Origin of the sequence: Streptomyces sp. NBC_00872 (assembly GCF_045161915.1) — a bacterium.
GTDB lineage: Bacteria > Actinomycetota > Actinomycetes > Streptomycetales > Streptomycetaceae > Streptomyces.
Genome location: NZ_CP108806.1, coordinates 1,404,942 through 1,428,844 on the forward strand (window position 1 = coordinate 1,404,942; position 23,903 = coordinate 1,428,844).

General features: G+C 69.1%; 21 protein-coding genes and 1 pseudogene. 18 read left to right on the forward strand and 4 right to left on the reverse strand.

From position 1 onward, the window contains the following. Positions 1–172 precede the first annotated feature (172 nt). The 4 genes from OG214_RS05955 to OG214_RS05970 all read left to right on the forward strand — a co-directional run bounded on the left by OG214_RS05955 (position 173) and on the right by OG214_RS05970 (position 3,299). On the forward strand, positions 173–1,105 hold the full coding sequence (locus OG214_RS05955) for an SDR family oxidoreductase (protein ID WP_405984035.1): 933 nt from the start codon (positions 173–175) through the stop codon (positions 1,103–1,105). A 128-nt stretch (positions 1,106–1,233) separates the two neighbouring features. After that, positions 1,234–2,058: a helix-turn-helix transcriptional regulator gene (locus tag OG214_RS05960; RefSeq protein ID WP_405984036.1), complete on the forward strand. Its 825-nt coding sequence runs from the start codon at positions 1,234–1,236 to the stop codon at positions 2,056–2,058. Positions 2,059–2,223: 165 nt separating this feature from the next. Continuing rightward, positions 2,224–2,697 (forward strand): carboxymuconolactone decarboxylase family protein, encoded by a 474-nt coding sequence (locus OG214_RS05965; protein WP_363085101.1) that lies wholly within the window; start codon positions 2,224–2,226, stop codon positions 2,695–2,697. A gap of 119 nt (positions 2,698–2,816) precedes the next feature. Next, positions 2,817–3,299 (forward strand): cupin domain-containing protein, encoded by a 483-nt coding sequence (locus tag OG214_RS05970; protein ID WP_405984037.1) that lies wholly within the window; start codon positions 2,817–2,819, stop codon positions 3,297–3,299. A gap of 97 nt (positions 3,300–3,396) precedes the next feature. Here the strand turns inward: OG214_RS05970 and OG214_RS05975 are convergent, their stop codons facing one another. Further along, entirely contained in the window at positions 3,397–4,251 is an 855-nt protein-coding gene (locus OG214_RS05975; RefSeq protein ID WP_405984038.1) for an alpha/beta fold hydrolase, read from the reverse strand. A gap of 218 nt (positions 4,252–4,469) precedes the next feature. Beyond that, positions 4,470–5,054: a PP2C family protein-serine/threonine phosphatase gene (locus tag OG214_RS05980; RefSeq protein WP_405984039.1), complete on the reverse strand. Its 585-nt coding sequence runs from the start codon at positions 5,052–5,054 to the stop codon at positions 4,470–4,472. Between the two features lie 210 nt (positions 5,055–5,264). Here OG214_RS05980 and OG214_RS05985 point away from each other — a divergent pair, with 210 nt between their 5' ends. The 6 genes and pseudogenes from OG214_RS05985 to OG214_RS06010 all read left to right on the forward strand — a co-directional run bounded on the left by OG214_RS05985 (position 5,265) and on the right by OG214_RS06010 (position 10,492). Further along, positions 5,265–6,161 (forward strand): RNA polymerase sigma-70 factor, encoded by an 897-nt coding sequence (locus OG214_RS05985; protein ID WP_405984040.1) that lies wholly within the window; start codon positions 5,265–5,267, stop codon positions 6,159–6,161. A gap of 220 nt (positions 6,162–6,381) precedes the next feature. Then, a pseudogene (locus tag OG214_RS05990) lies at positions 6,382–7,355 on the forward strand (FAD-dependent oxidoreductase); the annotation flags it as partial. Between the two features lie 101 nt (positions 7,356–7,456). Further along, entirely contained in the window at positions 7,457–8,203 is a 747-nt protein-coding gene (locus tag OG214_RS05995) for an SDR family oxidoreductase (protein WP_405987438.1), read from the forward strand. 208 nt (positions 8,204–8,411) lie between these two features. Next, entirely contained in the window at positions 8,412–8,591 is a 180-nt protein-coding gene (locus OG214_RS06000) for a hypothetical protein (protein ID WP_405984041.1), read from the forward strand. Positions 8,592–8,760: 169 nt separating this feature from the next. After that, the gene (locus tag OG214_RS06005; protein WP_405984042.1) at positions 8,761–9,486 is read left to right on the forward strand and encodes a hypothetical protein; all 726 of its coding nucleotides are present in this window, start codon (positions 8,761–8,763) and stop codon (positions 9,484–9,486) included. Positions 9,487–9,727: 241 nt separating this feature from the next. After that, positions 9,728–10,492, forward strand: a complete 765-nt coding sequence (locus OG214_RS06010; protein ID WP_405984043.1) for an RNA polymerase subunit sigma — start codon at positions 9,728–9,730, stop codon at positions 10,490–10,492. A gap of 145 nt (positions 10,493–10,637) precedes the next feature. Here the strand turns inward: OG214_RS06010 and OG214_RS06015 are convergent, their stop codons facing one another. Beyond that, positions 10,638–12,500 (reverse strand): N-acetylmuramoyl-L-alanine amidase, encoded by a 1,863-nt coding sequence (locus OG214_RS06015; RefSeq protein ID WP_405984044.1) that lies wholly within the window; start codon positions 12,498–12,500, stop codon positions 10,638–10,640. A gap of 604 nt (positions 12,501–13,104) precedes the next feature. Here OG214_RS06015 and OG214_RS06020 point away from each other — a divergent pair. From OG214_RS06020 to OG214_RS06045, 6 genes are all read left to right on the forward strand, one after another. After that, complete coding sequence (locus OG214_RS06020; RefSeq protein ID WP_405984045.1) at positions 13,105–13,713, forward strand: hypothetical protein; 609 nt, start codon at positions 13,105–13,107, stop codon at positions 13,711–13,713. Between the two features lie 262 nt (positions 13,714–13,975). Beyond that, positions 13,976–14,452, forward strand: coding sequence for an alpha/beta fold hydrolase (locus tag OG214_RS06025; protein WP_405987439.1), 477 nt, complete (start codon positions 13,976–13,978; stop codon positions 14,450–14,452). A gap of 271 nt (positions 14,453–14,723) precedes the next feature. Next, positions 14,724–16,814, forward strand: a complete 2,091-nt coding sequence (locus OG214_RS06030) for a CASTOR/POLLUX-related putative ion channel (protein WP_405984046.1) — start codon at positions 14,724–14,726, stop codon at positions 16,812–16,814. Positions 16,815–17,133: 319 nt separating this feature from the next. Further along, positions 17,134–18,168 (forward strand): DUF4331 family protein, encoded by a 1,035-nt coding sequence (locus tag OG214_RS06035; protein WP_405984047.1) that lies wholly within the window; start codon positions 17,134–17,136, stop codon positions 18,166–18,168. A 378-nt stretch (positions 18,169–18,546) separates the two neighbouring features. Continuing rightward, the gene (locus tag OG214_RS06040) at positions 18,547–19,125 is read left to right on the forward strand and encodes a VCBS repeat-containing protein (RefSeq protein ID WP_405984048.1); all 579 of its coding nucleotides are present in this window, start codon (positions 18,547–18,549) and stop codon (positions 19,123–19,125) included. Between the two features lie 609 nt (positions 19,126–19,734). Further along, complete coding sequence (locus OG214_RS06045; RefSeq protein WP_405984049.1) at positions 19,735–21,135, forward strand: nucleobase:cation symporter-2 family protein; 1,401 nt, start codon at positions 19,735–19,737, stop codon at positions 21,133–21,135. Positions 21,136–21,393: 258 nt separating this feature from the next. On the opposite strand, the gene OG214_RS06050 is transcribed toward OG214_RS06045, so the two are convergent. After that, a complete protein-coding gene (locus OG214_RS06050) occupies positions 21,394–22,317 on the reverse strand; it encodes an NmrA family NAD(P)-binding protein (protein ID WP_405984050.1) in 924 nt (307 codons plus the stop codon). Between the two features lie 112 nt (positions 22,318–22,429). Here OG214_RS06050 and OG214_RS06055 point away from each other — a divergent pair, with 112 nt between their 5' ends. Both OG214_RS06055 and OG214_RS06060 read left to right on the forward strand, forming a co-directional pair. Next, the gene (locus OG214_RS06055; RefSeq protein WP_405984051.1) at positions 22,430–22,996 is read left to right on the forward strand and encodes a TetR/AcrR family transcriptional regulator; all 567 of its coding nucleotides are present in this window, start codon (positions 22,430–22,432) and stop codon (positions 22,994–22,996) included. 97 nt (positions 22,997–23,093) lie between these two features. After that, positions 23,094–23,699 (forward strand): TetR family transcriptional regulator, encoded by a 606-nt coding sequence (locus OG214_RS06060; RefSeq protein ID WP_405984052.1) that lies wholly within the window; start codon positions 23,094–23,096, stop codon positions 23,697–23,699. Positions 23,700–23,903: the final 204 nt, after the last annotated feature.

Consider the following 23,903-nt stretch of genomic DNA (forward strand, 5'->3'; position numbering starts at 1 on the left):
CACGGGGCCATAACCGTGTCGGCGCCGGAGCCGCTGCCGCTGCCGACGGAATGGAGCATGCGGATGTTGCCATGCCCTGTCCATCCATGGATGAGCACCGCATGGATCGGAGCGTCCCCTGCGCGGACGCTTGTGATCCGGCAATGACAAACCCATACGCAGGGAGCATGCGATGAAAGAAGTGACCGTGCCCGAACTGCACGGAAAGCTCGCCGTGGTGACCGGGGCGAGCGACGGAGTCGGCCTCGGACTGGCCGCACGGCTCGCCCGCGCGGGCGCCGAACTGGTTCTGCCGGTGCGCAACGCGGCCAAAGGCGCCGCCGCTCTTGAGCGGATCCGGGCGGCCGGCCCCGGGGCGAAGGTCTCCACCCGCGTCCTCGACCTGGCCTCACTGGCATCGGTCGAGCACCTCGCTGACACACTGCTGACAGAAGGGAGACCGATCGACCTTCTGATCAACAACGCGGGAGTGATGGCACCGGCCACCCGGCACACGACAGCGGACGGGTACGAGCTGCAGTTCGGAACCAACTATCTCGGCCATGTGGCACTCACCGGGCGTCTGCTGCCGTTGCTGCGGGCAGGCCGGGCCCGGGTGACCACCATGACCAGCAGCGCCGCACGCGCCGGCCGGATCGACTGGGACGACCTGCAGAGCGAGAAACGTTACTCACCGGTGAGGGCCTACAACCTTTCGAAGCTGGCCAATCTTTTGTTCGCCCTTGAGTTGGAGCGCCTCAGCACGGCGAGCGGATGGGGCATCGTCAGCAACGCCGCCCACCCCGGCACGACATTGACCAACCTCTACGCGTCCGGGCCCAACCTCGGCCGCGCCCGGCCCGCTCCCCATGAAGCGATCATGAAGCGACTGGCCGGCTGGGGCGTCTTCGTGCACTCGGTCGACGCGGGACTGCTTCCGCCCCTGTACGCGGCCACGAGCCCGCAGGCGAAGGGCGGGCTCCTCTACGGTCCTGACGGTCTCGGGCAGTTCACCGGCGGCCCCACCGAGCTGGCGATCTACAAGTCGGCCCGGAGCGAGACGGACGCGGCCCGGCTCTGGCGGATCTCCGAGCGTCTGACGGGAGTCGCGTTCACGGCCGCCTGAGGCAGCCGGTGACCGGTGCCGATGCGGTGACGGTGTGGTGCCGGTGACGGTGCGGTGCCGGTGACGGTGCGGTGCCGGTGGCCGGTGTCGTCAGGAAGATCCTCTTTGAGCGAACAGGACAAGGAACAGTGGACAGAGCGGAGTTGGCGGCCTTCCTCAGAGCACGGCGTGAGGCCCTTCAGCCGGAGGATGTCGGACTGCCACGCGGGCGGCGCCGGCGTACCGGCGGGCTGCGTCGCGAGGAAGTCGCCGCGCTGTGCGACATGTCGGTCGACTACTACAGCAGGATCGAACAACCGCGGGGGCCGAATCCCTCGGAACAGATGCTCGCCGCGATCGCCCGCGGTCTGCATCTGTCCCTGGAGGAACGGGATCATCTGTTTCAGCTCGCCGGTCACGCCGTTCCCCAACGGGTGCGGCGCGGCGATCACATCAACCCGGGGATGATGCGCGTTCTCGACCGGCTCGGGGACACTCCCGCGCAGGTGGTCAACCACCTGGGCGAGACACTGAAGCAGACGCGCATGGCGGTCGCGCTGCTGGGTGACGAGACCGCGTTCACCGGACGGGCCCGCAGTCTGCACTACCGGTGGTTCACCGATCCCTCCTCCCGGCTGCTCCATCCCGAGAGCGACCACGCCGTACAGAGCCGGCTGCTGGTGGCGGATCTCTACGGCGCGTACGCGCGGGACGGCGCCGACTCGCGCACCGCCGACCTGGTCGGCGCACTGCGGACGGCCAGCCCTGAATTCGCCGCGCTCTGGCGTGAACACCCGGTCCTCGGAGCGTACTGCGCGCCCAAACGCTTCGAGCACCCGGAGCTGGGGACCCTGGAGCTGCACTGCCAGACGCTCGTCGACCCCGACCAGTCGCAGCGGCTTCTGGTGTTCACCGCGGTACCGGGCACCGAGAGCCATGCGAGCCTCCAGCTCCTGTCCGTCCTCGGCGGTTAGGCCCTGTCCGGCGGACAGGACCTGGCCCTGCCCTGCCTCCGGGCCACCACCGACGGGCCGCCGCTGACACAACAGATGGGACGCAGGTCACACCGGGCTCTTGTCACACTTCGCCGGGCTGTTCCGGTCAGTAGTACGTATCCGCAACATGGCTAGGAGATCACCATGGATTCGCGTCTCGACTACTTCGGCAACCCACTCGCCGCGAAGGTGCTGAAGCACATCAACTCGGCCGGCAAAGCGGTTTCGGACTCGACACTGCCGGCCGCGACACAGGAACTGGTGAAGATCCGCGCAAGCCAGATCAACGGCTGCGGCTTCTGCACCGACATGCACACCAAGGACGCCGCCCTGGCGGGAGAGACCCCGCAGCGCCTCCATCTGGTCGCGGTCTGGCGGGAGGCCAAGGTGTTCACCGACGCCGAGCGCGCCGCCCTGGAGCTGGCGGAGCAGGGCACCCGCATCGCCGACGCGGCCGGCGGTGTCACCGACGAGGCCTGGGCGAACGCCGCCAAGCACTTCGACGAGGAGCAGCTGGTCGCCCTGATCTCCCTCATCGCCGTCATCAACGCCTACAACCGCGTCAACGTCATCAACCAGCAGCCCGCCGGGGACTACCAGCCCGGCCAGTTCGGCTGACCGGCACCTGTCCCGGCCGGAACACGTACAGTCCGTCTCCACGCCGCCCAGCCCCAGGCCACGGCGGGGGGACGGACCACCGGCGTCAACCGATTCAGCGTACGGAAGGGATGGTTCGCATGTCGTACCCCAAGCAGGTGTACACGGGTGATGACGGCGAGATCAACGCGAAGTTCAGGCCGGCGGACACTCCGCCGGATACCGGCACAGCAGGCGGGGACGCCATTCACTACCTGGCGACCACAACCACCACGCGAGGCGAATTCGGACTCTACCGGGTCGAGATGAGCGCGAAGGCGGGCGGCCCCAAGACTCATTTCCACAAAACCATCTCGGAGTCCTTCTTCATCCTCAACGGCACCGTTCGTCTCTTCGACGGCGCACAGTGGATAGACGCGCGGCAGGGTGACTTCCTGCATGTGCCGCAGGGCGGGCTCCATGCCTTCCGCAACGACTCCGACGCGCCGGCCGAAATGCTTCTGCTCTTCACCCCCGGAGCACCGCGTGAAGAGTATTTCGAGGGGCTTTCGCAGCTGGCTCACGCCACGGACGACGAGCGTGCCGCGTTCCTCGACAAGCACGACTCGTACTTCGTGGAGTAACCGGCTATATCTCCCCGGGGGTTGTGAGCGGGGTGCGCGAGGCGCACGGTTGAGCGGGACGGGCTCCTCCCGTCCCGCTCAACCGCCTGGTGGAGTGTCAGCGCGCCGCGAGGTGCGCGAGCAGCTCGGCGGCGGGCTTCGGGTGGACGAGCCAGCCCAGATGACTCCCCTCCAGTGTCCCGACGTCGAAGGGGTTGTCGGGCGTGAGCGCGTCGGCTTCGCGGATCATGCGGTCCTGCGCGGCGAGCGGAATGCTGGCATCGTCGGCCAGACGCACATAGGTCTTGGGAATCCGGCCCCAGGTCGTGGCCTGTGCCCGGTCGGCGGACGTACCGGCGTCGAGGTTCTCATCGGGCTGGAAGGTGTTCAGGAAGGTCCGGAACTCGTCATCGGTGAGGTCGGCGGCGAACGCCCGCTTGAACGCGGCGAGCGCCGCCGGGTCGGCGATACGGAAGTTGGTCCGGAGCAGACCGAGTTCGGCCGGGTTCCCGACGAGCGTGGCGGCGAAGGCTCCCGCGTCGACGTCCGCCATCTCCGGCTGGCTGTAGTAGTCGCTCACGTCCAGATCGACGGGGCACCAGGCGGAGACGTAAGCGATCCGGTCGATCAGCTCGGGCCGGGCGTTGGCGACGGCGGTGATCGTGATGCCTCCCCTGCTGTGGGCGACGAGGATGGCGGGCCCGTTCCGCTTGGCCCGTTCGAGGACTTCGATCACGCGGGCGACGTTGTCGGCGAGTGTGACTCCCTTGATGCTCCCCGGTTCCACGGCGAGCGCGTGCAGATCCTGGGGAGCCTGGTAGGCCGCGGGGAATGTCGCCTCGAACCCGTGCCCAGGAAGGTCGACCGCGACCGAGCGGTGCCCGAGCAGGGCGAGCTCGGCCTGCAGTGGCGCGAACGAGAACGAATTCGCGAAGGCTCCATGGACAAAGACGAATGTCGGCAGATTCTGCATACCTCAGCCTCCAACAGAACGATCTTCGGAGCAAGATCGAGGGCTCAGCTCAACGCCGGATCGTGAGATCGATGTACCGGCATCTCGCTCGGCGGTAACAGCGCCCGTGCGTTCCAGGCGGCCCGTACGACTGCCTCGAAGTGAAGACCGGGTACCCCGCCTCTGTGACAGGTGTCGCCGACAGATGTCGCCGGATACCGACCGTGCCGGGAGTACGGTCAGCTCTCCGCGTTCCAGCCCAGATGGAGAACGGCTATGTCGTCCGCCAGGCCCCCGAAGCGTGCCGACCTGGACGCGGCGCCATGGACCAGGGCGTCGATGAACTCCTGTCCGGGCAGGTGCGAGTGCTGTGTCGCCAACCGCAACAGGCCTTCCTCGCCGAGTCGTGCGGAGGGGGCGGTCCTTCCTTCGAACAGTCCATCGGTGAAGAGGACCACACCGTCGTGCGGGGAAAGCGGGATATCCGTCGCCGTCCAGTCCTCGCATCCCGGAAACAGGCCCAGCGCGATTCCGGCCTGTGGCTCGACCCAGCGGATTTCCCCGGACCTTCGCAGCAGGAGACCTGGATGCCCCGCGCTCACCGCTCTGACGGACAGGCCTCCCGGAGGGAACACCAGCGACACGACCGTGGTGTACGTGTCGTCGTCCGCCCGCTCGTCGGCCAGAATCCTCTCCAGGACGCGCGTCTCCCAGTAATCCCGCTGTGAGGCCTCCGGGGACTCAGGGGTGAATCCGAACGCGTCAGCACTCTTCGGGTCCACATGGTCCTGGACTCCCGCCCCCGGATGCCAAGCTTCAGTCATCGGTGTCGTGTCATTGGTAAAAGTTGCATCCGCATAAGACATCGGCGCGGTACCCCACCTTCAATTCATGTATTACGCCTCCGGTTCGTAACAACAGACAGAAGAGGCACCGGCTCTGTGACACGACTGGATCTGTGCCGGCGTTCCCATGGCGGCGCGCGTCCCGTTGTGACGGCTTGTAGCATGGTCATCCGGACCAGGAGGACATCTATGGACGCCGGGGATGGCAAAAACTCCCTCGACCAGGCAACGAGGGAGTTCCTCGCAGCGCGTCCCCGGCTGTTCGGCATCGCGTACCGCGTACTCGGCAGTGCTGTGGAAGCCGAGGACATCGTCCAGGAGGCGTGGCTGCGGTGGCAGGACACCAATCGCGCCGAGATCCACGAGCCGGCGGCGTTCCTGGCCACCGTCACCGCCCGTCTCGCGATCAACCTCGCCCAGTCCGCCAGGATGCGGCGTGAGTCCTACATCGGGCCCTGGCTTCCGGAGCCGGTCGACACGAGCGTGGACCCGCAGCTGGGTGCGGAGCGGGCAGAGGCACTGGACCTGGCGGTTCTCTTCCTCCTGGAGAAGCTGAACCCGGTGGAACGGGCCGCTTACGTGCTGAGAGAGGCCTTCGACTACCCGTACAAGCAGATCGCGGACATCCTGGAGACGAGCGAAGCCAATACGCGCCAGTTGGTGAGCCGCGCCCGGAAGCATCTGTCGGCGGAACGCAAGGAGCCGGTCAGCTCTACCGCCCACCGGCGGCTGATGGAGGTGTTCGTCGCCGCTGCCCAGACCGGCAGTCTGTCGGAGCTCGAAAACGTTCTCACCGCGGACGTGGTCAGCTACTCCGACGGTGGAGGGGTGCGCGGGGCGTCCAAGATCCCGGTCGTCGGACGTCCGCACGTCTCCAAGTACCTTGCCGCCTTCGCCCCACGTTTCTGGCCTCGGAAAGAGGTTCGCTGGGTCGAGGCCAACGGCAGGCCGGCCGCCCTTGTCTCGGCCGATGGGAACGCGGTGGCTCTGCTGTCCGTCGATGTGTCGGCACACGGCATCGAACGCGTCATGTGGGTGATGAACCCGGCCAAACTGGCCCCCTACGTGGCTTCGTTGGACAACTGAGGCGGTCTTTCCACCGGCTCCCCGACCGACCGCCCGGAATCGGGCCGCCCCCGCACGGTCAGAGTGGGTGCCGTCCACCACATTCACCGGCACACGGCACACGGCACACGGCACACGGCACGGAAGAGTGTCACAGATTCCGGGCCGGTCCGGTCGTACTGGGTGACAACCCAGGCGATCGGAGCAGACCGTGGCTATCACCGAACAACGTCTTTCCACCATGGTGCTGGTGATCGGCACCGGAGGTGCTGGGCTGCGAGCGGCGATCGAGCTGGCCGAGGCCGGTGTCGACGTACTCGCGGTCGGCAAGCGTCCCAAGGAGGACGCCCATACGGCACTCGCCGCCGGAGGAATCAACGCGGCCCTGGCCACCATGGATCCCGAGGACAGCTGGCAGCAGCACGCGGCCGACACGCTCAAGGAGAGCTATCTGCTCGCCGACCCCCGCACCGCTCAGATCGTCACCCAGGGCGCCGCCCGAGGCATCGACGACCTGGAGCGCTACGGCATGGCCTTCGCCAGGGAGGAGGACGGCCGGATCTCCCAGCGCTTCTTCGGCGCGCACAAGTTCCGGCGGACCGCCTTCGCCGGCGACTACACCGGGCTGGAGATCCAGCGCACACTCATCAGACGCGCGGAGCAGCTCGCCGTCCCCGTACTCGACGGTGTCTACATCACCCGGCTTCTGGTGCACGACGGCACCGTCTTCGGTGCTTACGGCTTCGACCTCACGGACGGAACGCGCTGTCTGATCCACGCCGACGCCGTCATTCTCGCCGCGGGTGGCCATACCCGTATCTGGCGGCGCACGTCCTCACGGCGAGACGAGAACACGGGCGACTCCTTCCGGCTGGCCGTGGAGGCGGGAGCCCGGCTGCGCGACCCCGAGCTGGTCCAGTTCCACCCTTCCGGGATCATCGAGCCGGAGAACGCGGCCGGCACGCTGGTCAGCTGGACCTGCAAATGCTGGACATCACCCGCGAACCGATCGAGATCGCGCCCACCGCGCACTACTCCATGGGCGGGGTGTGGGTGCGCCCCGAGGACCACAGCACCGATGTGCGTGGCCTGTACGCGATCGGTGAGGCGTCGAGCGGGCTGCACGGCGCCAATCGCCTCGGCGGGAACAGTCTCATGGAGCTGCTGGTCTTCCGAGGCGTACGTTCCCGCGAATCCCCTGTCACAAGTAGAGCCGCTGGCTTGTCTCTTCCAGTACGGACAGAACGTGTTCGGTGCCGGTGAGCGGTCGTCGCAGGACGCGCGCCGCGCCATGAAGACTCCGAGAGGAATCCATGATGAAGGTCGTAGTGATCGGTGGAACCGGGCTCATCGGCTCGAAGGTGGTCGGCAGGCTCGGCGAGCACGGGCACGAGGCGGGCGCGGCCGCGCCCAACACCGGCGTCAACACTCTGACGGGCGAGGGTCTGGCCGAGGTCCTGAAGGGCGCGTCGGTCGTGATCGACGTGTCCAACTCCCCCTCGTTCGAGGACGAGGCCGTCATGGAGTTCTTCCGCACGTCGACGGCCAACCTCCTGAAGGCGGAGGACGAGGCCGGGGTGACGCATCATGTGGCGCTGTCCGTGGTCGGCACCGAGCGCCTCCAGGGGAGCGGGTACTTCCGCGCCAAGCAGGCCCAGGAAGAGCTGATCAAAACGTCCGGCATCCCCTACTCCATCGTCCACGCCACCCAGTTCTTCGAGTTCGTCAAGGCGATCGCCGCCGCGGCCACCGAGGGCGACACCGTGCGTCTGGCCCCCGTGAAGATCCGGCCCATCGGCTCCGACGACGTGGCCGCGGCCGTCGGCCGCACGGCCGTCGGTGCCCCGGTCAACGGCGTGGTGGAGGTCGCGGGCCCCGACGAGTTCCAGCTCGACCAGCTCGTCCGCGAGGGACTCGCCGCCGAGAACGACCCCCGCACGGTGGTCACGGATGCGCACGCCCCGTACTTCGGTACCGAGTTGAAGGAGACCACGCTCCTGCCGGGTCCGGACGCGCACATCGCCGGGACCCGGTTCGTCGACTGGCTCGCACAGCGGCGGTAGATCCTGCCGGGGTGGCCCCTGCCCGCGGGCGGGGGCCACCCCCGCGCTGCGGTCGTACGGCCGTACGGCCGCGGTGTGCCGGAATCGGTGAAGCCGCGTCTCGGCATCTCAGCCGCACAGCCGCACCAGGCGGAAGCCGCCTGACCAACCGGAGGGTGACCGGACCGGGGATGCCTGCCGGACGGTTCCCACCGCAGAAGGACACACGATGACCCGAACCACTGAGAACCGAATCGACATCGCGGCCGCGGCCGTGTCGCTGGCCGCAGAAGCCACCGACCTGGAGACCCGTGTCGACGAGCTTCGCCGGCAGCTCGTCGACATCGACGAGCGGATGAGAGCCGTCTCGGACGCGCTGCACCGGCTTCCCCCCGTTCAGCGGCCGTAAGCAGCGCGGGGGTCGGTACGCGGGGATGAGGCCCTCGACACGACTCACACGATGTGCATGGCCGTCCGCGTGCCCACGGCGACCCGGAACGGGTGGCCCTGGGGGGTCCGGGTCGAGTGCGACCACGTCGAAGTCGCCCCTGCCGCCTCCGAGGCGGTTCAATGCCTGGGTGGTGAACTGGACCCAGACGCACGACTGTTGCTTCGAGACTGATCGCGTACCCCAGCTCCTGGAACGGGTGGAGCGCGAGGACGACACCGAAGCGTGGAAGGAGCTGGGATACCGGCTGGTCCTCGAACACGACCTGGTGTCGCCCGCCGGCTTCGCCGCCCTGCCCCGTCTGGTGCGCCTGGCCTCCGACAGCGCCGAGGCACGTCATCTGGCCGGCCGGATCCTGGAACGCGCGGCAGGTCACCACGGCTGCGACGATCTGCTGGCGGACTGTGCCGACGCCGTCGCGGAGTTCCGTGAACTGCTGGACGGGCACCTGCGGTCGCGCCCGGCCGACTACCTCGCCACCTTCCGCGCGCTGCTCGCCGTCGAGGAGCAGTACCACTGGGCGGCCGTCCTGGGCGACTTCACGGACGACTTCTACCATCTGGCCTGTCCGCATTGTGCCGTGGAGGTGACGATCGCCATCGGCGGTTACGGACGTTACTCCGCGATCCGGGACTGGAACCTGGGGGATGTGGACCGACGCGACCTGCGACCGGCGTCCGCCGGAGGGTACTCGGGCGTCGGCCGGTGGATGCACGAAACGGCTGTCCGCGACGGGGAGGACGGGCTCGCCGACGGAATCGCCCATCTCTTCGGCGAGGCGGAGTGCCCGAGCTGTGCCAGCGTCTTCGGCATCGCGGACGAATACACGTCCGCCAACGGCCCTGTTCTGTGCTAGGCCCGCCGGTGAATCGCCCTGCGCGGGCTCCTCAACTCATGATCATGCGTGAAGCAATGTCACAAGATCTGTGCCTGCCCGGTCTAGCAAGTTGAGTCGAGAAATGAAAGAGGTGTGCCGTGCGCGCGGAACCAGCCATCGACCACCGCACCCGACTCCCCGGGCACACGGCTCGCGGGTCGCGACGCGGTTGTTGCGTGCGGCTGTGTTGTGCGGTGCCGTGTGAGAGGGAGGACGAGGTATGGAGGCCGGTGAGGCGCTGCCGATCGCGGAGCTGGTCGACGAGCGCCGGTTCCTGCTGGACGTCGCGCACTGGATGCTGGGCGGTGCGGGCGAGGCGGAAGGTGTTGTCGATGAGACCTACCGCCGGTGGTACGGGCTGTCCGGGCCGGTACGGCGGCGGATCGGGCTGCCCCGGTCATGGCTTGTGAGGACCGCTGGTGGTATCTCGCTGGGCCGGCTCACCCCGCCCGCCCGGACTGCGGACGAGCCGAGTACGGCGGCGGGAGCGGGAGCGGGGAGCGCCGAACTCACCGACCCGGCGTGTCACTGTCTGTGGGCGCGGCGCTCACGTCACACATCACCGGAACAGTACGGCGCCGTCGCCCGGGAGGTCCGGCAGGCCTGTCTGACACAGGACACCGGACTGCTGGCGTCGCTGCTCTGCCCCGACGCCACGGCGTTCTTCGACGGCGGCGGGAAGGTCCGGGCACTGGTCAGACCCGTACACGGCGGCCGACAGGTCGCACACAGCCTGCTGACACTCCTGGTCCGCCGCCCGCGCACCACACTGACCGCCCAGTCAGTCAACGGCCGCACCGGGCTCGTCGCCCGCTATGACCACCAGGTCGCCGCCGTCATCAGCCTCGACATCGCCGACCACCACATCACACGAGTCCGGGCCGTACTCAACCCCGACAAACTACGTCTCTGGAACCGACACCCCTCCCCCGGCGTCCCCAGCTCGCGCCAGGGCCCCGCACAGCGGGGTGACGGCTGGTCCTGACCACTTCTGGGAGATCGCGGGCCATGCGCGCGCCACAGCGAGCGGACGACGCGGCCCCGGTGTCACATGATGTGACACCGGGGCCGCGTTCCTGCCTGTCAACGACCGACCCGGACCGCGCCTCGCGGATCCGGCGGCCGGACGGTCACTGAGCCGTCACGACGTCGGACTCGTAGACCAGTCCGAGGCGGTGGTTGTACTGAATGGTGTACATCTTCTTGCCGCCGGTCACGACCGTACCGCTGGAGGGGAAGTAGTCGTCGGTGACCGCGGGCTCGCTGGTCGCGACGTACGCCTGGCCTGCGGGGACGGTGTAGAAGCTCAGCGGAGCCTGGGTGGAGGGCGAGAGCCCGGCCGGGTATTCGCCGCTGTCCGGGTAGCTGCTGCCGTACACCGCCGCGGGCGAGGCTCCGGCGGTCCTGACCACAGTCACGCCGTGGGCGGGCGTCGTGTTGCGTCCGTACGGGTTGTGGAACCACACCTTGGTGCCGCTGTACCAAATGGCCGTCCAGTCGCCCTGGCGGCCCGCGACGACGAACTGCTGCCCCGCCTGCGCGGTGCTGCCCCAGTCGTTGACCCGGTCGGTGCCGACACCGTCCGTGTGGATGGCCTGGTCACCGAAGAGCGGGGCGGTGCTGCTGGGTGCCGTGCGCAGATGGACGAAGTTCGAGGCCTGGCGCCGTTCGGTGCATTCGGGGGTGGCACCTGTCGGGTCGTCGGAGGGGCAGATCCGCACCGTCTGCTGGTTCCCGGCGAACCCGGGGGTGATGGTGACCGCCGACCCGATCCGGGCGACGCCGTGAACGCCACTGCCCGGAGCACGGAGGAGACGCATGTAGCGCTCCCAGTCCCAGGACGGGCCCGGGTCCCAGTGCATGCCGGAGACAAGGGACGAATTCGGTCCAGGGACGTTGTCGTGCCCGACGATGTGCTGTCGATCCAGCGGGATGTCGAAGCGGTCGGCCAGGTACGCGACGAGTTCCGCACTGGTCTCGTACTGGATCTGGGTGTACCAGGTGCCCCCGGAAGCGGCGTAGCCCTCGTGCTCGATACCGATCGAGTGCATGTTGGTCGAGTAGTTGCCCGCCTGGAAGGACAGGTCCTTGGTGGGCACCATCTGGGTCACGGCGCCGTCGGACGAGCGGATCACATAGTGTGCCGAACCACCGCCGGGTGTCTGGAAGGTGCTGATGGCCGACTCGTAGGACGACTCCGTGTCATGGATGACGATGGAGTCGATCCGGATGCCGTCGGCGGGCCGGTTGGCCACCTGACCGTTGGCGGAGGCAGCGGGAATGAAGGTGCAGTCGAGTGTCGGCGGGCACTCGGTCTCCGCGGCGGCGGCCGTCGTCCTCAGACGAAGCCCGGCCAGCTGGCCCGTGGCCGGGCGGACGTCCGCGACGGCGTTCAGCCGGACCTGCTGCCCGTCCTCGGTTATCCCGCCGGCGCCCTCCTTGACCGTCGTGAAGACGCGGTCGGCGAACGCCTTCGCCCCGCGCTCCTGCGCGGAACCGCTGTAACGGGCCACCGCGGCATACCACTGGCCCGGATCCGCGGGCGTATGTCCGGTGGTCGCCTTCGCGTAGGAGGCCAGCAGGGCAGCGCCGCCGCGGATGTTGGCGACATCGTTGTCGCGCAGCTCCCCGGCGGGCAGTCCGGTCAGCTTCGCCGCCGTCCGCAGGGTGTGCAGGGAGGGATCGGCGACCATCTCCCTCAGATCTCCGCGGCCGGCCGCTCCCGCGTCGCCACCGGCCATCATCTCGGGCGTCATGTCCGTCAGATGCATCGGACCGTAGCCGCCGCTGGTGCTGTGTTCACCGGAATGCGCCTCCCAGGCCGACTCGTGGTAGGCCACACCGAGAAGGACCGGCAGGGGAACGTCGTACTCGGCCGCGGCCCGCTCGAACGCCTGCTGGCGGACGGCGGTTCGCTCATCCGGCGCGGACGCCTGGGCGAGCGGCGGAACGGCCGTCACGCTCGCTGCCGCCAGCACACCTGCCGTGATCATAAGTGGCAGCCGCTGTCGCGGCTTGCGCTTGTGCACTGCGATACCTTGCTTTCGCATGATGGTGATGAGCTCTGAGCAGTTATGAAACACGCCATGGCATCAACGGGAACTATAAGGCGCCAGAGCCCTTCTGTTGGATGCCAGCATTGGACTGTACATGATGTGAAGCGTCGCCTGCCAAGGGTCATACATCACACTGTCCCGGCCGGCCGTGCGGCTCAACTCGCGTCGCTGGGCTGCGCGAAGAGGCTCTGCGGTGCCTGCCTTACTCACACAACATTCACATGGAAACCAGGCTGTGTCATAGCGAGCGAATTACGGCGCCGTCGTGTTCGGAAGACGCTCGGACTTCCGGCCGACGCCCGTTCAGATGAATATCCGCCGCCCCCCTGGGAAAAGACGGGCAGCGCGCAGGAGGCTGTCAGATCGCTGACAGCAAGTGTTTTCATCATCGCGCCGAACCCGTGGGGCCCGTCCGACGCGTCCACGTCCCGGATGGACCGCTGCATATGATGTCGGAGGGGTACCCGTTCCCGCGTCCGGGCCGAGCGGCACCGCAGGTGAGCCGGAGCGCGGCACGAAGGGTTGAGGATGAGAGGAACACATGGTCTCTGTAACCCGAGCGGCACATAACATTGAGATCACCGCCGAGAGCCTTCAGGAGGACCTCGCTCGCCTCCAGGTCCAGAAGCAGGCACTGGAAAGGGAACTGGCCGCGGTCGTGGCGCATCTCAGCTCTGTGCAGCGGGCCCTCGGCGCCCTTGAGACCCTGATGCTCGACCCGGCCGCCGCGGCCTCGATGGGCGCGGCCGGTGCCGCGGCCCGGGAACGGGACCGGGAACGGGACCGGGACCGGGTCGCGACGCCTGTCGAACCGCGTACGGACAGTGGCTCCTCCGAGCCCGCGGACGTCACGACGAAGTCCGCGCCACGAGCTCAGAAGCAGGAGACCGGCAAGGACACCGAGCGTCCCACCACCGCCGGAACCGACTCGGACGGGGAGAAGAAGTACGGCCAGCTCACCGAGCAGATCATGGAGTACTTCGCCGAAGTCGGCGATGCCGACGTGCGGGCGCGTGATGTCGCGGCGGCTCTCGGCCGTGACTCCGACAGCGGAAGCATCAACGGGGTCCGCAGCACACTCGACCGTCTTGTCGGTGCGTCCCGTATCCAGCGAATCGGCCGAGGCCTCTACCGCGCCAAGCGTTCGTAGACCTTCCCCTGGTCGGCCCTGGTCGGCGCGGGAAGGCAGGCGGGGGCCGGGCGCCACCCATCGGGGATCGCGTGGCGCCCGGGAACCGCACCCCCTGCGGGCTCTGGTCCCAGGGCGTCCGGAACACTGTGGTCAGCCCATCAAAGCTGTGCTGTGCGCCAACCACGTTGTCACCGTGATGAAGACAGTGTTATGACGAGTTTCACAATGTCTTGAGCGATCTCTGTCGTTGGCGCACCATCTGGAAGCGTGAACGTCTCCCCTGTACCAACGCCTCGTCAGCTCACCGCCGAAGAGCGGGAGTCACCCCTATGTCGCCGGACTCACCGCACGGCTCGACCAGCTCGACGACGACGGCGCGACCGTGGTGCTGCGCTCCATCTCTCCGGCGTACTTCTTCGACTACTGGGGACGCGAGGACGATTTCGGTCCCGCACGCCGGATGCTGCGTATGTATGCCGCACCGTCACAGGGCGAAGGCCCGCCTTTCGACGTCCGGGGCGAGCTGGCCGGCATCGGCGCGCCCACGCTGGTCCTGGCCGGGGAGGCGGACTTCATCTGCGGGCCGCGCTGGGCACGGATGATCCACGACGACATACCCGGAGCGCAGCTCCTGATCCTGGCCGGAACCGGCCATCTGGGACACGTCGAGAATCCGGACGGCTTCGCCACGGCGGTGATCACGTTCCTCGCCTCGGTACACGGGGATCTCGCCTCGGTACACGGGGGTACCGAGTGAGTTGACGCAGCGTGACATGCCGCGCCTGGGACACCCGGCACGCCCCGCCTCGGGCGGCACACAACGTGTCAGGCGGCACGCCCCGTGTCAGGCGGCCGGTCGCGGCGTCTGCCCGAAAGGATGAATCGGCTCTCGAATACGGCGTGTCCCGGCGCCGGAGGCAGCATTGTGCGGTGGCCGGCCGCCCGGTGTCGTACCCGCCTCATCGCAGGGTGCGTGTCCCAGGGCAAGGGGCGGGGTGGGAGCGGGGCGGAGTGGGGTGGGAGTGGGAGTGGGACGACCGAAGGGGCGGCGGCCGGTCTCGTTGCGGGACCGGGCGCGTTACCGGTTCGACCGTACGCTGGCCCGTAGTACCGGCACTCTGATGGGCTGGCTGGTGATCACCTGTCTGGCCGTCGTCGTACCGGTGAGTGCGCTGCTGGTGTGGACGGACCCCGGCTCGCCGCGGTCGCTGTCGGGTCGGCTGACGGCGGCGTGGCGGGTCAGCGCCGAGACGCTCCGGCTGGGCGCGCTGACCGGCACACCGCTGCGCATGGTGCTGTCGGCCCTGCTCGGACTGGTCGCCCTGCTGTGCGTGTCGACCCTTGTCGGGGTGATCACCACAGGTCTGGCCGAGCGCATGGCGGAATTGAGCCGGGGGCGGTCGACCGTCCTGGAGCAGGGCCATGTCGTCGTGCTCGGCTGGTCGGACCAGGTGACCACGGTGGTGAGTGAGCTGGTCGCCGCCCAGGCCCCGAACCGGCCGAGGGCCGTCGTCCTGCTCGCCGACCGCGACAAGACCGAGATGGAGCAGGCGCTGGCCGCTCGGGGCGGTCCGGTCGGCCGCACCCGGGTGATCTGCCGCAGCGGTCCCGCGAGCGACCCCGGCGTACTCGCGCTGGTCAGCCCGCAGACGGCGAGCACCGTGCTGGTGCTGCCGTCCGGGGAACCGACGGCCGACGCGGAGGTACTGCGGATCCTGCTGGCGCTGCGAGCGGTCCTCGGGGAGGGGACGGGCGGGCCGCCCGTGCTGGCCGCGGTGCGGGACGACCGTTATCGTGCACCGGCCCGGCTGGCCGCCGGGCCGCACGGCACGGTTCTGGAGACCGACACGGTCACGGCCCGGCTGATCGCGCAGTGTGTCGGCCGCCCCGGCCTCTCCCTCGTCCTGCGCGATCTGCTCGATTTCGCCGGCGACGAGTTCCACTTCGCCGACGCGACCGCGTTCCACGGTGGTCCCTTCGGCGCGACGCTGCTGGGCCATGCCGGCTCCTGTGTGGTCGGGCTGCTCACCCCCCAGGGAAATACGCTGCTGAACCCGCCCGCCGACACCGTCGTCGTACCAGGGAGCCGTCTGATCGTCCTCACCCGTGACGACGACACGGCGCAGCTGGAGGACTGCCGTCACCTCGTCGACCCGTCGGTGATCGCCACCGTCCAGCCACCACCGGAGGCCGCCGAGCGTCTGCTGCTGCTCGGCTGGAATCGCCGGGCACCTCTTGTCGTCAGCCAGTTACGGCAGACGGCCCGGCCGGGTTCCGTCCTGGACGTGCTCACGGACAGAGCCGTCCCCGGACCACGGGAACCGGAGACGGGGACGCGGACGGAGACGGAGGCAGGGACAGGGACAGGGACTGTGGTGGGGACGGAGACGCGGACGGGCACTGACGTGGGGACGGAGGTGGGCACTGACGTGGGGACGGAGGCGGGGACGGAGCCGGCCGCGCGGCTGGCCGTGCGCTTCCGGTCCGCCGCCCTGTCACGGCCCGAGACCCTGCTCGGGCTCGACCTCGCCGCGTACGACGGCCTGGTCGTCCTCGGCCCTGATCCGGGCGCCGGGCCGGACCGCCCCGACGACTGGACGCTGGTCACCCTGCTGGCCCTGCGGCTGCTGGAGGAGCGCACCGGACGGGAGGTACGCGTGGTCACCGAGCTCACCGACGACCACAACCGGCCCCTGGCGCCCGTCAACCCCGGCTCCGACGTCATCGTCAGCGGAAAGCTGACCGGATTGCTCATGGCGCAGATCGCACAGAACCGGCATCTGGCGGCCGTGTTCGACGAGCTGTTCTCCGCCGACGGCAGCACGATCTGCCTGCGGCAGGCCGGTACTTACGTCCGTCCGGGCAGCGAGGCCACCTTCGCCACCGTCGTGGCCGCCGCGCGTGACCGCGGCGAATGCGCCATCGGCTACCGCCGTCACGACCGGCGGACACTGGCCCCGGACCACGGGGTCCGGCTCAACCCCCACAAGGGCGAGCGACGCGAATGGAGCGCCGAGGACCAGGTGGTCGTCCTGGCGACCGAGCCGACCGGCCCGGCCGGCGCCGCCGGTCAGGACGCGGAAGAACACCGACCGGGACGGGCGGACACCAGGGCGTGAACGCCCATGCCCACGCACACGCACACGCACATGCCCACGCTCACGCTCACGCCCACCGCCGCCCTGCCCGTCTTCGCAGTTCATCCCGGGTGTACCGGACCCCAGGACGACGACATCCCGGCCCCCAGGCCGCGCATCGAGAACGAACAATCGGTGAAAATGGGTGAAAATATGTCTAGTGGCGCAAAAGGCGTTCACTCCCCGGCTGGGATCCGTAGCCGACGTCTCGTGTCCGGCGACCGCCGCGACTTCCGGTCCGGCCCGTCCGAGACGTGGGCTCCTTCGATCCTCGCCGCAGTCGAAGGAAGAGGGCCCGACCATGTCCCACCATCTCGATTCCCCCATCGCCCGCCAAGACCCCCGCCTGGACATCACCGACCTCTTCGTGTTCCGCGGAGAGCAGGGCACGGTCTTCATCACCGACCACAGCCACTCGCTCGGCGGTGAGGACATCCCGCGTGGATTCCACCCCGAGGGCCGGTACGAGATCAAGATCGACGCCAACGGCGACGCGATCGAGGACCTCACCTACCGCTTCACCTTCGCCGAGCGGGACCAGGCCGGCGAGCAGAACTACGAACTGCGCCGGCTGACCGGTCCCGAGGCCCGCGACCCGGCGGCCGAGGGAACCGTGATCGCCCGTGGCCGCACCGGCGAGACCGTCGAGCTGCCGCGCGGCGGGCGTGTCTGGGCGGGCAAGGCCGGTGACCCCTTCTGGATCGAACCCGACGTACTGGCCGCCGTCGGCCACGCCTTCCAGGACGGGACCACGGTCGACCTGTCCGGCTGGAACCCCGCACAGGCGCAGAACCTCTTCGCCGGGCACACCGTCTACTCGGTGGTCCTGGAGGTCGCCGACGAGGAACTGGTGCCCGTAGCCGGACGGGACCACCGGATCGGTGTGTGGGCATTGGACTCCCTGGCCACCGACGCGGGCGGCTGGCGGCCGGTCAACCGCGCCGGCCTGCCGATGATCCACCCGCTGTTCACCCAGTTCAACGAAGACCTCGGCAACCACCTCAACGGCAACCCGCCCTCCGAGGACCTGCAGATCTACAGCAAGTCGCTCATCGAGTCCGTGGCGTCCGTGGTGCGCGCGTACGGCACCTCCGAGGAACCTCACACCTACGGACAGACAGTCGTCGAGGCGATCCTGCCGAACATCCTGCCCTACACGGTCGGCACCTCGGCCTGCTTCGGCTTCGCCGGCTGGAACGGCCGCACACTGACCGACAACGCCCCGGATGTGATGTTCTCCTTCGCCGCCAACACCCCGATCACCCTCGGAATCACCAAGGAATCGGTGACGGCCAAACCGTCCAGGACCTTCCCGTACGTCCCGTCCGCCTCCTGACCGCTGGACATCGGACGCTGGAGCACACCGTGACACACCGTGGCGTTCCGGGACGCCACGGTGTACGCGGGAGAACGCCACGGTGTACGTGGGAGGCCGAGGGGGTGTACGTGGGAGGACGCAGGGGTGCGCGCGGGGCGCTCGCGCCGCCTACGCTCGGAGCGTATCCGGTCATCTCCAGCCGTCTGAAAGGCACTTCTCACCGTCATGCGGACCCCAAGCCACCCGAACGGACAAGCACGGCCCCTGATACGGGCCGCCATGTTGACGACCGCCGCGGTCCTGCTCGGAGCGTGCGATGCGTCCGCCGGGGAGGCACCCCCACGGCCCACGGGCAAACCCTCGGTCACGACATGTGTGAACTCGTCAGGGGCTCTCATGGCGGACATCGACGGTGACACCCACGCCGACCGCGTCCTCGACCCCTCCCGCATCGGCGCCGAGCTGACCATCGAGTTCGGCAAAGAGGCAGGCTACGAGAAGCCTGTCGGGCCGCGAAAGCTGGTCGGCGGCTCCGACGGCGGAGAAGAGGACGTTCTCGCCGCCGTGGCCGACTACAACGGTGACGGATGGAGCGACCTGGTCATCGTGGCGACGGGGAAATGGCATGGGGATGACCCGATCGACCCGAGCGTGGCCGAGCTGAGACTGGGGCCCTTCTCCGCCACCGGCCAGGGCCAGCGCACCCGCGCTCTCGACCTGGGCGAAATACGGGGGCTCGCTGTCGCCGACTACGATCACGATCCCTACCCGGACCTCGCGGCCTTCACCTACGCCGGTGACGGGGTCTACCAGACCGAAGCCCGCCTCGGCAACGGCACCAGCGGACTCGCCGACGCCACGGATGACACACGCGTCGGCTATACGGTTGTCGCGGACCGGACCGATGACGACACCCCCACCAACATGCCCCGATCCGGTCTGAACACGTTCTACCCGCAGTGCGGGAAAGAGTAGGAGCGCGGAACTGCCGGTGCTGCCGGTGCCGCTCGTGATGCCGGTGCCGCTCGTACTGCCCGGTGCTGCCGGCTGCCGGTAAGCCATCCCTTGGATCAGTCCGGGCTCCCCACGGGCGTTCACGGTCGCGGCAGCGGGAAATGCGCTGTTAACGGCCGTGGAACGGCGGCGTTATGACGGTCCGTCACTGTCACTGTCACTGCCAAGAACGTAGGAATCAGGACCCTTGAGAGGTGCGCGATGAGTCTCGTACGCGGGCGTCTCGCCGATCTCCGGTCCCGTGCTCATCAGTCGGCGTGGACGCGTGGCCGTGTCGCGCACGGTGTCCTACGTGTCCGTGGGGGCTCCGCGCCTGAGCGCGCGACGTAGTGCTCTTCGCCTTCCCGCCCTCGTTCGGCTTCCTGACTGCTTCCGCGCCCTGCCGACGCCGCCGGGGCGGCCGGGGCCGCGTGTTCCTCGTACGCACTCCGCGAGGAGCCGTATCACCGTCGGGTCGAGCGCGGCCGTAGGACGGCTCCCGGAGCACCACGCCCGGCCGTCCCCGCGTTTCCCCCGCGCCCAACCGCCGCTCCTCCCTTTTCCCATTCCCCGCTCCGTTCCGGAGGCCCCGTGTCCCAGGCCCCTGCTCCGCCCGCGTCCGAATCCGCCATACCCGCCCCGCACCCGGTCGATCAGGTCCTGCCGCCCGCGCGGCTGGGACTGCTCGGCCTCCAGCATGTGCTGGTCATGTACACAGGCTGTGTCACCGTTCCCCTGGTCTTCGGATCCGCCGCCAAGCTGGACACGTCCACCATCGGTCTGCTGGTCAACGCCGATCTGCTGGTGGCCGGTCTGGTGACGCTGCTTCAGGCGCTCGGCGTCGGCAAGCTGCTCGGCGTACGGCTGCCGGTCGTCGCGGGCGCCACCTTCACGGCCGTGACCCCGATGATCCTCATCGCGGGCGAGTACGGCATGCGGGCGGTCTACGGATCCATGCTCGCCGCCGGTGTCTTCGGACTGCTGGTGGCCGTGCCCTTCGCCCGCGCGGTGCGGTTCTTCCCGCCGCTGGTCAGCGGCACGGTCATCACCGTCATCGGGCTCTCACTGATCGGTGTGGCCGCCGGGCTCATCGTCGGGCTCGACCCCACCGCCACGGACTACGCGACACCCTCCCATCTCGCCCTGGCCGGCGGCATCGTGCTGCTCATCGTCCTCGTCACCCGCTTCACCAGCGGATTCCTGTCCCAACTCGGCGTGCTCCTGGGCCTGGTCGGCGGCACACTGGTCGCTGTCCCCATGGGCCTGACGGACTTCTCCTCGGTCGGTCACACCGACTGGCTCGGCGTCGCCTCGCCGTTCCACTTCGGCGCCCCGCAGTTCCCCATCGCCGCCGTCATCTCCATGTGCGTGGTCATGCTGGTGACCTTCACCGAGTCCACGGCCGACATGCTCGCCGTCGGCGAGATGACCGGCCGCCCGCTCTCCCGCCGGGACCTGGCCCGCGGCCTCGCCGCCGACGGTGTGTCCGGGATCTTCGGCGGGATCATGAACGGCTTCCTGGACACCGTCTTCGCACAGAACGTCGGACTGGTCGGTATGACCAAGGTCCGAAGCCGGTACGTCGCCGCCGTCGCGGGAGGCTTCCTCGTCCTGCTCGGGCTCGTACCCAAGCTCGGCGAGATCGTCGCCTCGCTGCCCGGCCCGGTCATCGGCGCGGCCGGTCTGGTCATGTTCGCCACCGTCACGGCCGTAGGCATCAATACCCTGCGCAAGGTGGAGTTCGAGGGCACCGACAACCTGCTGATCGTGGCCGTCTCCATCGGCGTCGGCATGCTGCCCGTCGTGGCCCCGACGATCTATCACGCCTTCCCGGCCTGGGTGCAGATCATCGGCGGCAGCGCCATCACCAGCGCCACCGTCGCCGCGTTCCTGCTGAATCTCCTGTTCAACCACACTCCCGGCCGCAGCAAGACCACCGCCGTCACGGACGGGAACAGTCTCGTACCGACGGCGAACACGAACACGCCCTGACATCCGTCCACAGCCCCTGGGGCCGGGCGGGAGTGCCGGGCGGGAACACTGGGGCGGGAGCGTGAGTGCTCCCGCCCCGGTCGTGTTTCCCGTGCGGGCGAGCGCCCCCACGCCTACTCCCGAGCCGGTCCGTCGCTCTCCCGTTCCTGATGGGAGTAGGTGCCTGTTCCCTGTGCAGCGTAGGTGCCCCATCGCCGGGTCGGGTCACCGGGACCCGGCACCGACCGACCGGAGGACGGGGGCTCGCCAGGAGCTGTGTCAGGCCGAGGCTCGCATGTGCTTGCGCGCCCATGTCTGGAAGCTGGTGAGCGGGATGCCGAGGTCCCGCGCGTACTCCGGGCGGCCCGGCTGGCCGGCCACGTTCATCCACTCGTGCGAGGCGCCCATCCCCGGCATTCCGGCGGCGGTGGCCTCGTCCACGGTCATGTCCGGCGCGGACAGCCGTATGCCCAGAGCCTGGGAGAGGACCTCGGCGATCTCCGTCATGGACAGGTAGTCGCTCGCCAGCTCCAGCTCGACCCCGTCGAACCGCTCCGGCGCGGTGATGGCCGCGGCGGCGGCCGTGCCGATGTCGTCCACCGCGACCAGGGACAGCCGGGTCCCGGGGTGCAGGACGCTCACCAGGCCGCCCTCGATGCCACGCGGGAAGAGGAACGCCATGGACGGGAGGAAGTTCTCCATGAAGAAGCCCGGCTTGATGAGCGTCCAGTGCGGGAAGCCGGCCGCCCGGACCCGGTCCTGGATCGCGCTCTTGGCGCCCAGGGTGGGTTCCATCGAAGCCCAGCGGCCTTCGGCCCAGCCGGGCGCCTCGGTGTGCTGGCCGGCGCCGGAAACGGAGGTGTGCACGAACTGCGGCACTCCGGCGGCCCTCGCGCCCTCGATGAGGTTGACGCCCTGGGCCACCTCCCCTTCGAAGTCGAAGCCGTCCCCGGTCATGGCGGGCATCTGTACGGAGAACACCGCGCGGGCGCCCTCGGCGGCCCTGATCACGGAGTCGCGGTCGTGGAGATCGCCGGTGACCAGTTCGGCGCCGAGTGCCTCGACGGCCTTGGCCCGGTCGGTGGCCGGGTCGCGCACCAGGGCGCGGACGGGAACGCCCGCCAGGAGCAGGGAGCGGGCGGTGGCTCCGCCCTGCTTGCCGGTGGCTCCGGTGACCAGGACGGGAGCGGAGTCTGTGGACATGGTTCTCCTCGGATACGTGACACTCAGGCTCGACACTAAACGGCGGGGTCCGCCACTTACACTGCGGTAAGATACGGCGGGGCCCGCCACTTAGCAACCTGGAGATGAAGCCATGGCCGACCGCCAGCGCGCCGACGCCCGGCGGAACTACGCACGGATCCTCGCCGTGGCCGAGGAGGAGGTCGCCGCGCACGGCGCCGGCGCCTCCCTGGAACAGATCGCCCGCGTCGCGGGGGTCGGCTCGGCGACCGTGCGCCGGCACTTCCCCACCCGCCGCGCACTGCTGGAGGCGGTCTCCCACAAACGGATCGAGGCCCTGTGCGTCCGCGCCCGCGATCTGTCCGGCAAGGGCGACAGCCGAAGCGCGCTGCTGGAATGGCTGAGTGACGTCGTGACCTACTGCGTCGCCGCCCGGGGGCTGGCAGCCGCGCTGGTCTACGAGGGAACCGGGCCCGACTCGGTGCACGCGAACAGCTGCTCGGCGATGATGGAAGAGGCGGGGGACCCTCTGGTGCGCGGCGCCGCGCAGGACGGCGCGGTGGCGGAAGGTGTCACCGTCTCCGACCTGATCACGCTGGCCGTGGGGATCGTCCTCGCGACGGAGCACCACCCGGACCCCGCCGCAGCGGCGGACCGGCTGCTCGGGCTGGCCGTGGCGGGGCTGAGCCCGCGGAGCTGAAGCCGACACACGACGCCATCGCCGCCTCCAGGAAGCGGGCAGAAATTTGCGTGACCCGCATATTTTCGCGTCACGCAAGTTTTGTTACCCTCGCTCCATGGGGCTGCGAGAGCGGAAGAAGGCCGCGACGCGGACGGCGCTCAGTTGGGCGGCGCTCCGGCTGGTCGTCGAGCGCGGGCTCGACAACGTCAAGGTGGAGGACATCGCCGAGGCCGCCGGTGTCTCGCCGCGCACGTTCAACAACTACTTCTCCAGCAAGGGAGAGGCGATCGTCTCCCGCCACCTCGACCGGTGCCTGCGTATCGCGCGGGCGTTGCGCGAGCGCCCGGCGGAGCCGCTGTGGGACGCGATCACCCACTCGGTTCTGTCACAGTTCGAGCCGGACACCGCGGCTGCCGCGCACCCTGTTCCCGACGCGGCGCAGTGGATGGCGGGCGTGCGCGTGATGGTCGCCGAACCAGCGCTGCGAAGCGAGCTGCTGCGGGCCGGGGCCATCGCCGAGGCCGAGATCGCCGCGGCCGTCGCCGACCGCACCGGCACCGATCTCAAACAGGACCTGTACCCGCACCTCGTCGCGTCCGCGGTCATGGCAGCGACAAATGCCGCCATGGCGCACCACCTCCGCACCGATCCGCCGGTGCCGGTGGGACGCCTGCTCGCGGACGCCCTCGCACAGACCGCGGCCGGGCTGCCCATCCCCTGATGCCGTGACCAGTAATGCTGTGACCGGAAGTGCTGTGACCGGAAAGGTTCACGGCCACGCGACGCCCGGCACAGCACCAGGCCGCGCCCTCCTGGGATCCGCAGTACCCAATTCGCCGACCGCCCACGGGCGTTGAAGCGGACGGACGCCTCGGATCCAGCAGCGATCGAGCCTCGACAGCGCATCCGGCATCGCGCGGCCGGC

What these genes read in the sequence shown, in the direction of transcription:
- OG214_RS06040 (WP_405984048.1), top strand. Translation starts at nt 18,547, where the DNA reads ATGGCGGACATCGACGGTGACACCCACGCCGACCGCGTCCTCGACCCC.
- OG214_RS06015 (WP_405984044.1), bottom strand. Translation starts at nt 12,500, where the DNA reads ATGATCACGGCAGGTGTGCTGGCGGCAGCGAGCGTGACGGCCGTTCCG.
- OG214_RS05995 (WP_405987438.1), top strand. Translation starts at nt 7,457, where the DNA reads ATGAAGGTCGTAGTGATCGGTGGAACCGGGCTCATCGGCTCGAAGGTG.
- OG214_RS06050 (WP_405984050.1), bottom strand. Translation starts at nt 22,317, where the DNA reads ATGTCCACAGACTCCGCTCCCGTCCTGGTCACCGGAGCCACCGGCAAG.
- OG214_RS05965 (WP_363085101.1), top strand. Translation starts at nt 2,224, where the DNA reads ATGGATTCGCGTCTCGACTACTTCGGCAACCCACTCGCCGCGAAGGTG.
- OG214_RS05955 (WP_405984035.1), top strand. Translation starts at nt 173, where the DNA reads ATGAAAGAAGTGACCGTGCCCGAACTGCACGGAAAGCTCGCCGTGGTG.
- OG214_RS05980 (WP_405984039.1), bottom strand. Translation starts at nt 5,054, where the DNA reads ATGACTGAAGCTTGGCATCCGGGGGCGGGAGTCCAGGACCATGTGGAC.
- OG214_RS05970 (WP_405984037.1), top strand. Translation starts at nt 2,817, where the DNA reads ATGTCGTACCCCAAGCAGGTGTACACGGGTGATGACGGCGAGATCAAC.
- OG214_RS06010 (WP_405984043.1), top strand. Translation starts at nt 9,728, where the DNA reads ATGGAGGCCGGTGAGGCGCTGCCGATCGCGGAGCTGGTCGACGAGCGC.
- OG214_RS06035 (WP_405984047.1), top strand. Translation starts at nt 17,134, where the DNA reads ATGTCCCACCATCTCGATTCCCCCATCGCCCGCCAAGACCCCCGCCTG.
- OG214_RS05975 (WP_405984038.1), bottom strand. Translation starts at nt 4,251, where the DNA reads ATGCAGAATCTGCCGACATTCGTCTTTGTCCATGGAGCCTTCGCGAAT.
- OG214_RS06000 (WP_405984041.1), top strand. Translation starts at nt 8,412, where the DNA reads ATGACCCGAACCACTGAGAACCGAATCGACATCGCGGCCGCGGCCGTG.
- OG214_RS06055 (WP_405984051.1), top strand. Translation starts at nt 22,430, where the DNA reads ATGGCCGACCGCCAGCGCGCCGACGCCCGGCGGAACTACGCACGGATC.
- OG214_RS06060 (WP_405984052.1), top strand. Translation starts at nt 23,094, where the DNA reads ATGGGGCTGCGAGAGCGGAAGAAGGCCGCGACGCGGACGGCGCTCAGT.
- OG214_RS06020 (WP_405984045.1), top strand. Translation starts at nt 13,105, where the DNA reads ATGGTCTCTGTAACCCGAGCGGCACATAACATTGAGATCACCGCCGAG.
- OG214_RS05985 (WP_405984040.1), top strand. Translation starts at nt 5,265, where the DNA reads ATGGACGCCGGGGATGGCAAAAACTCCCTCGACCAGGCAACGAGGGAG.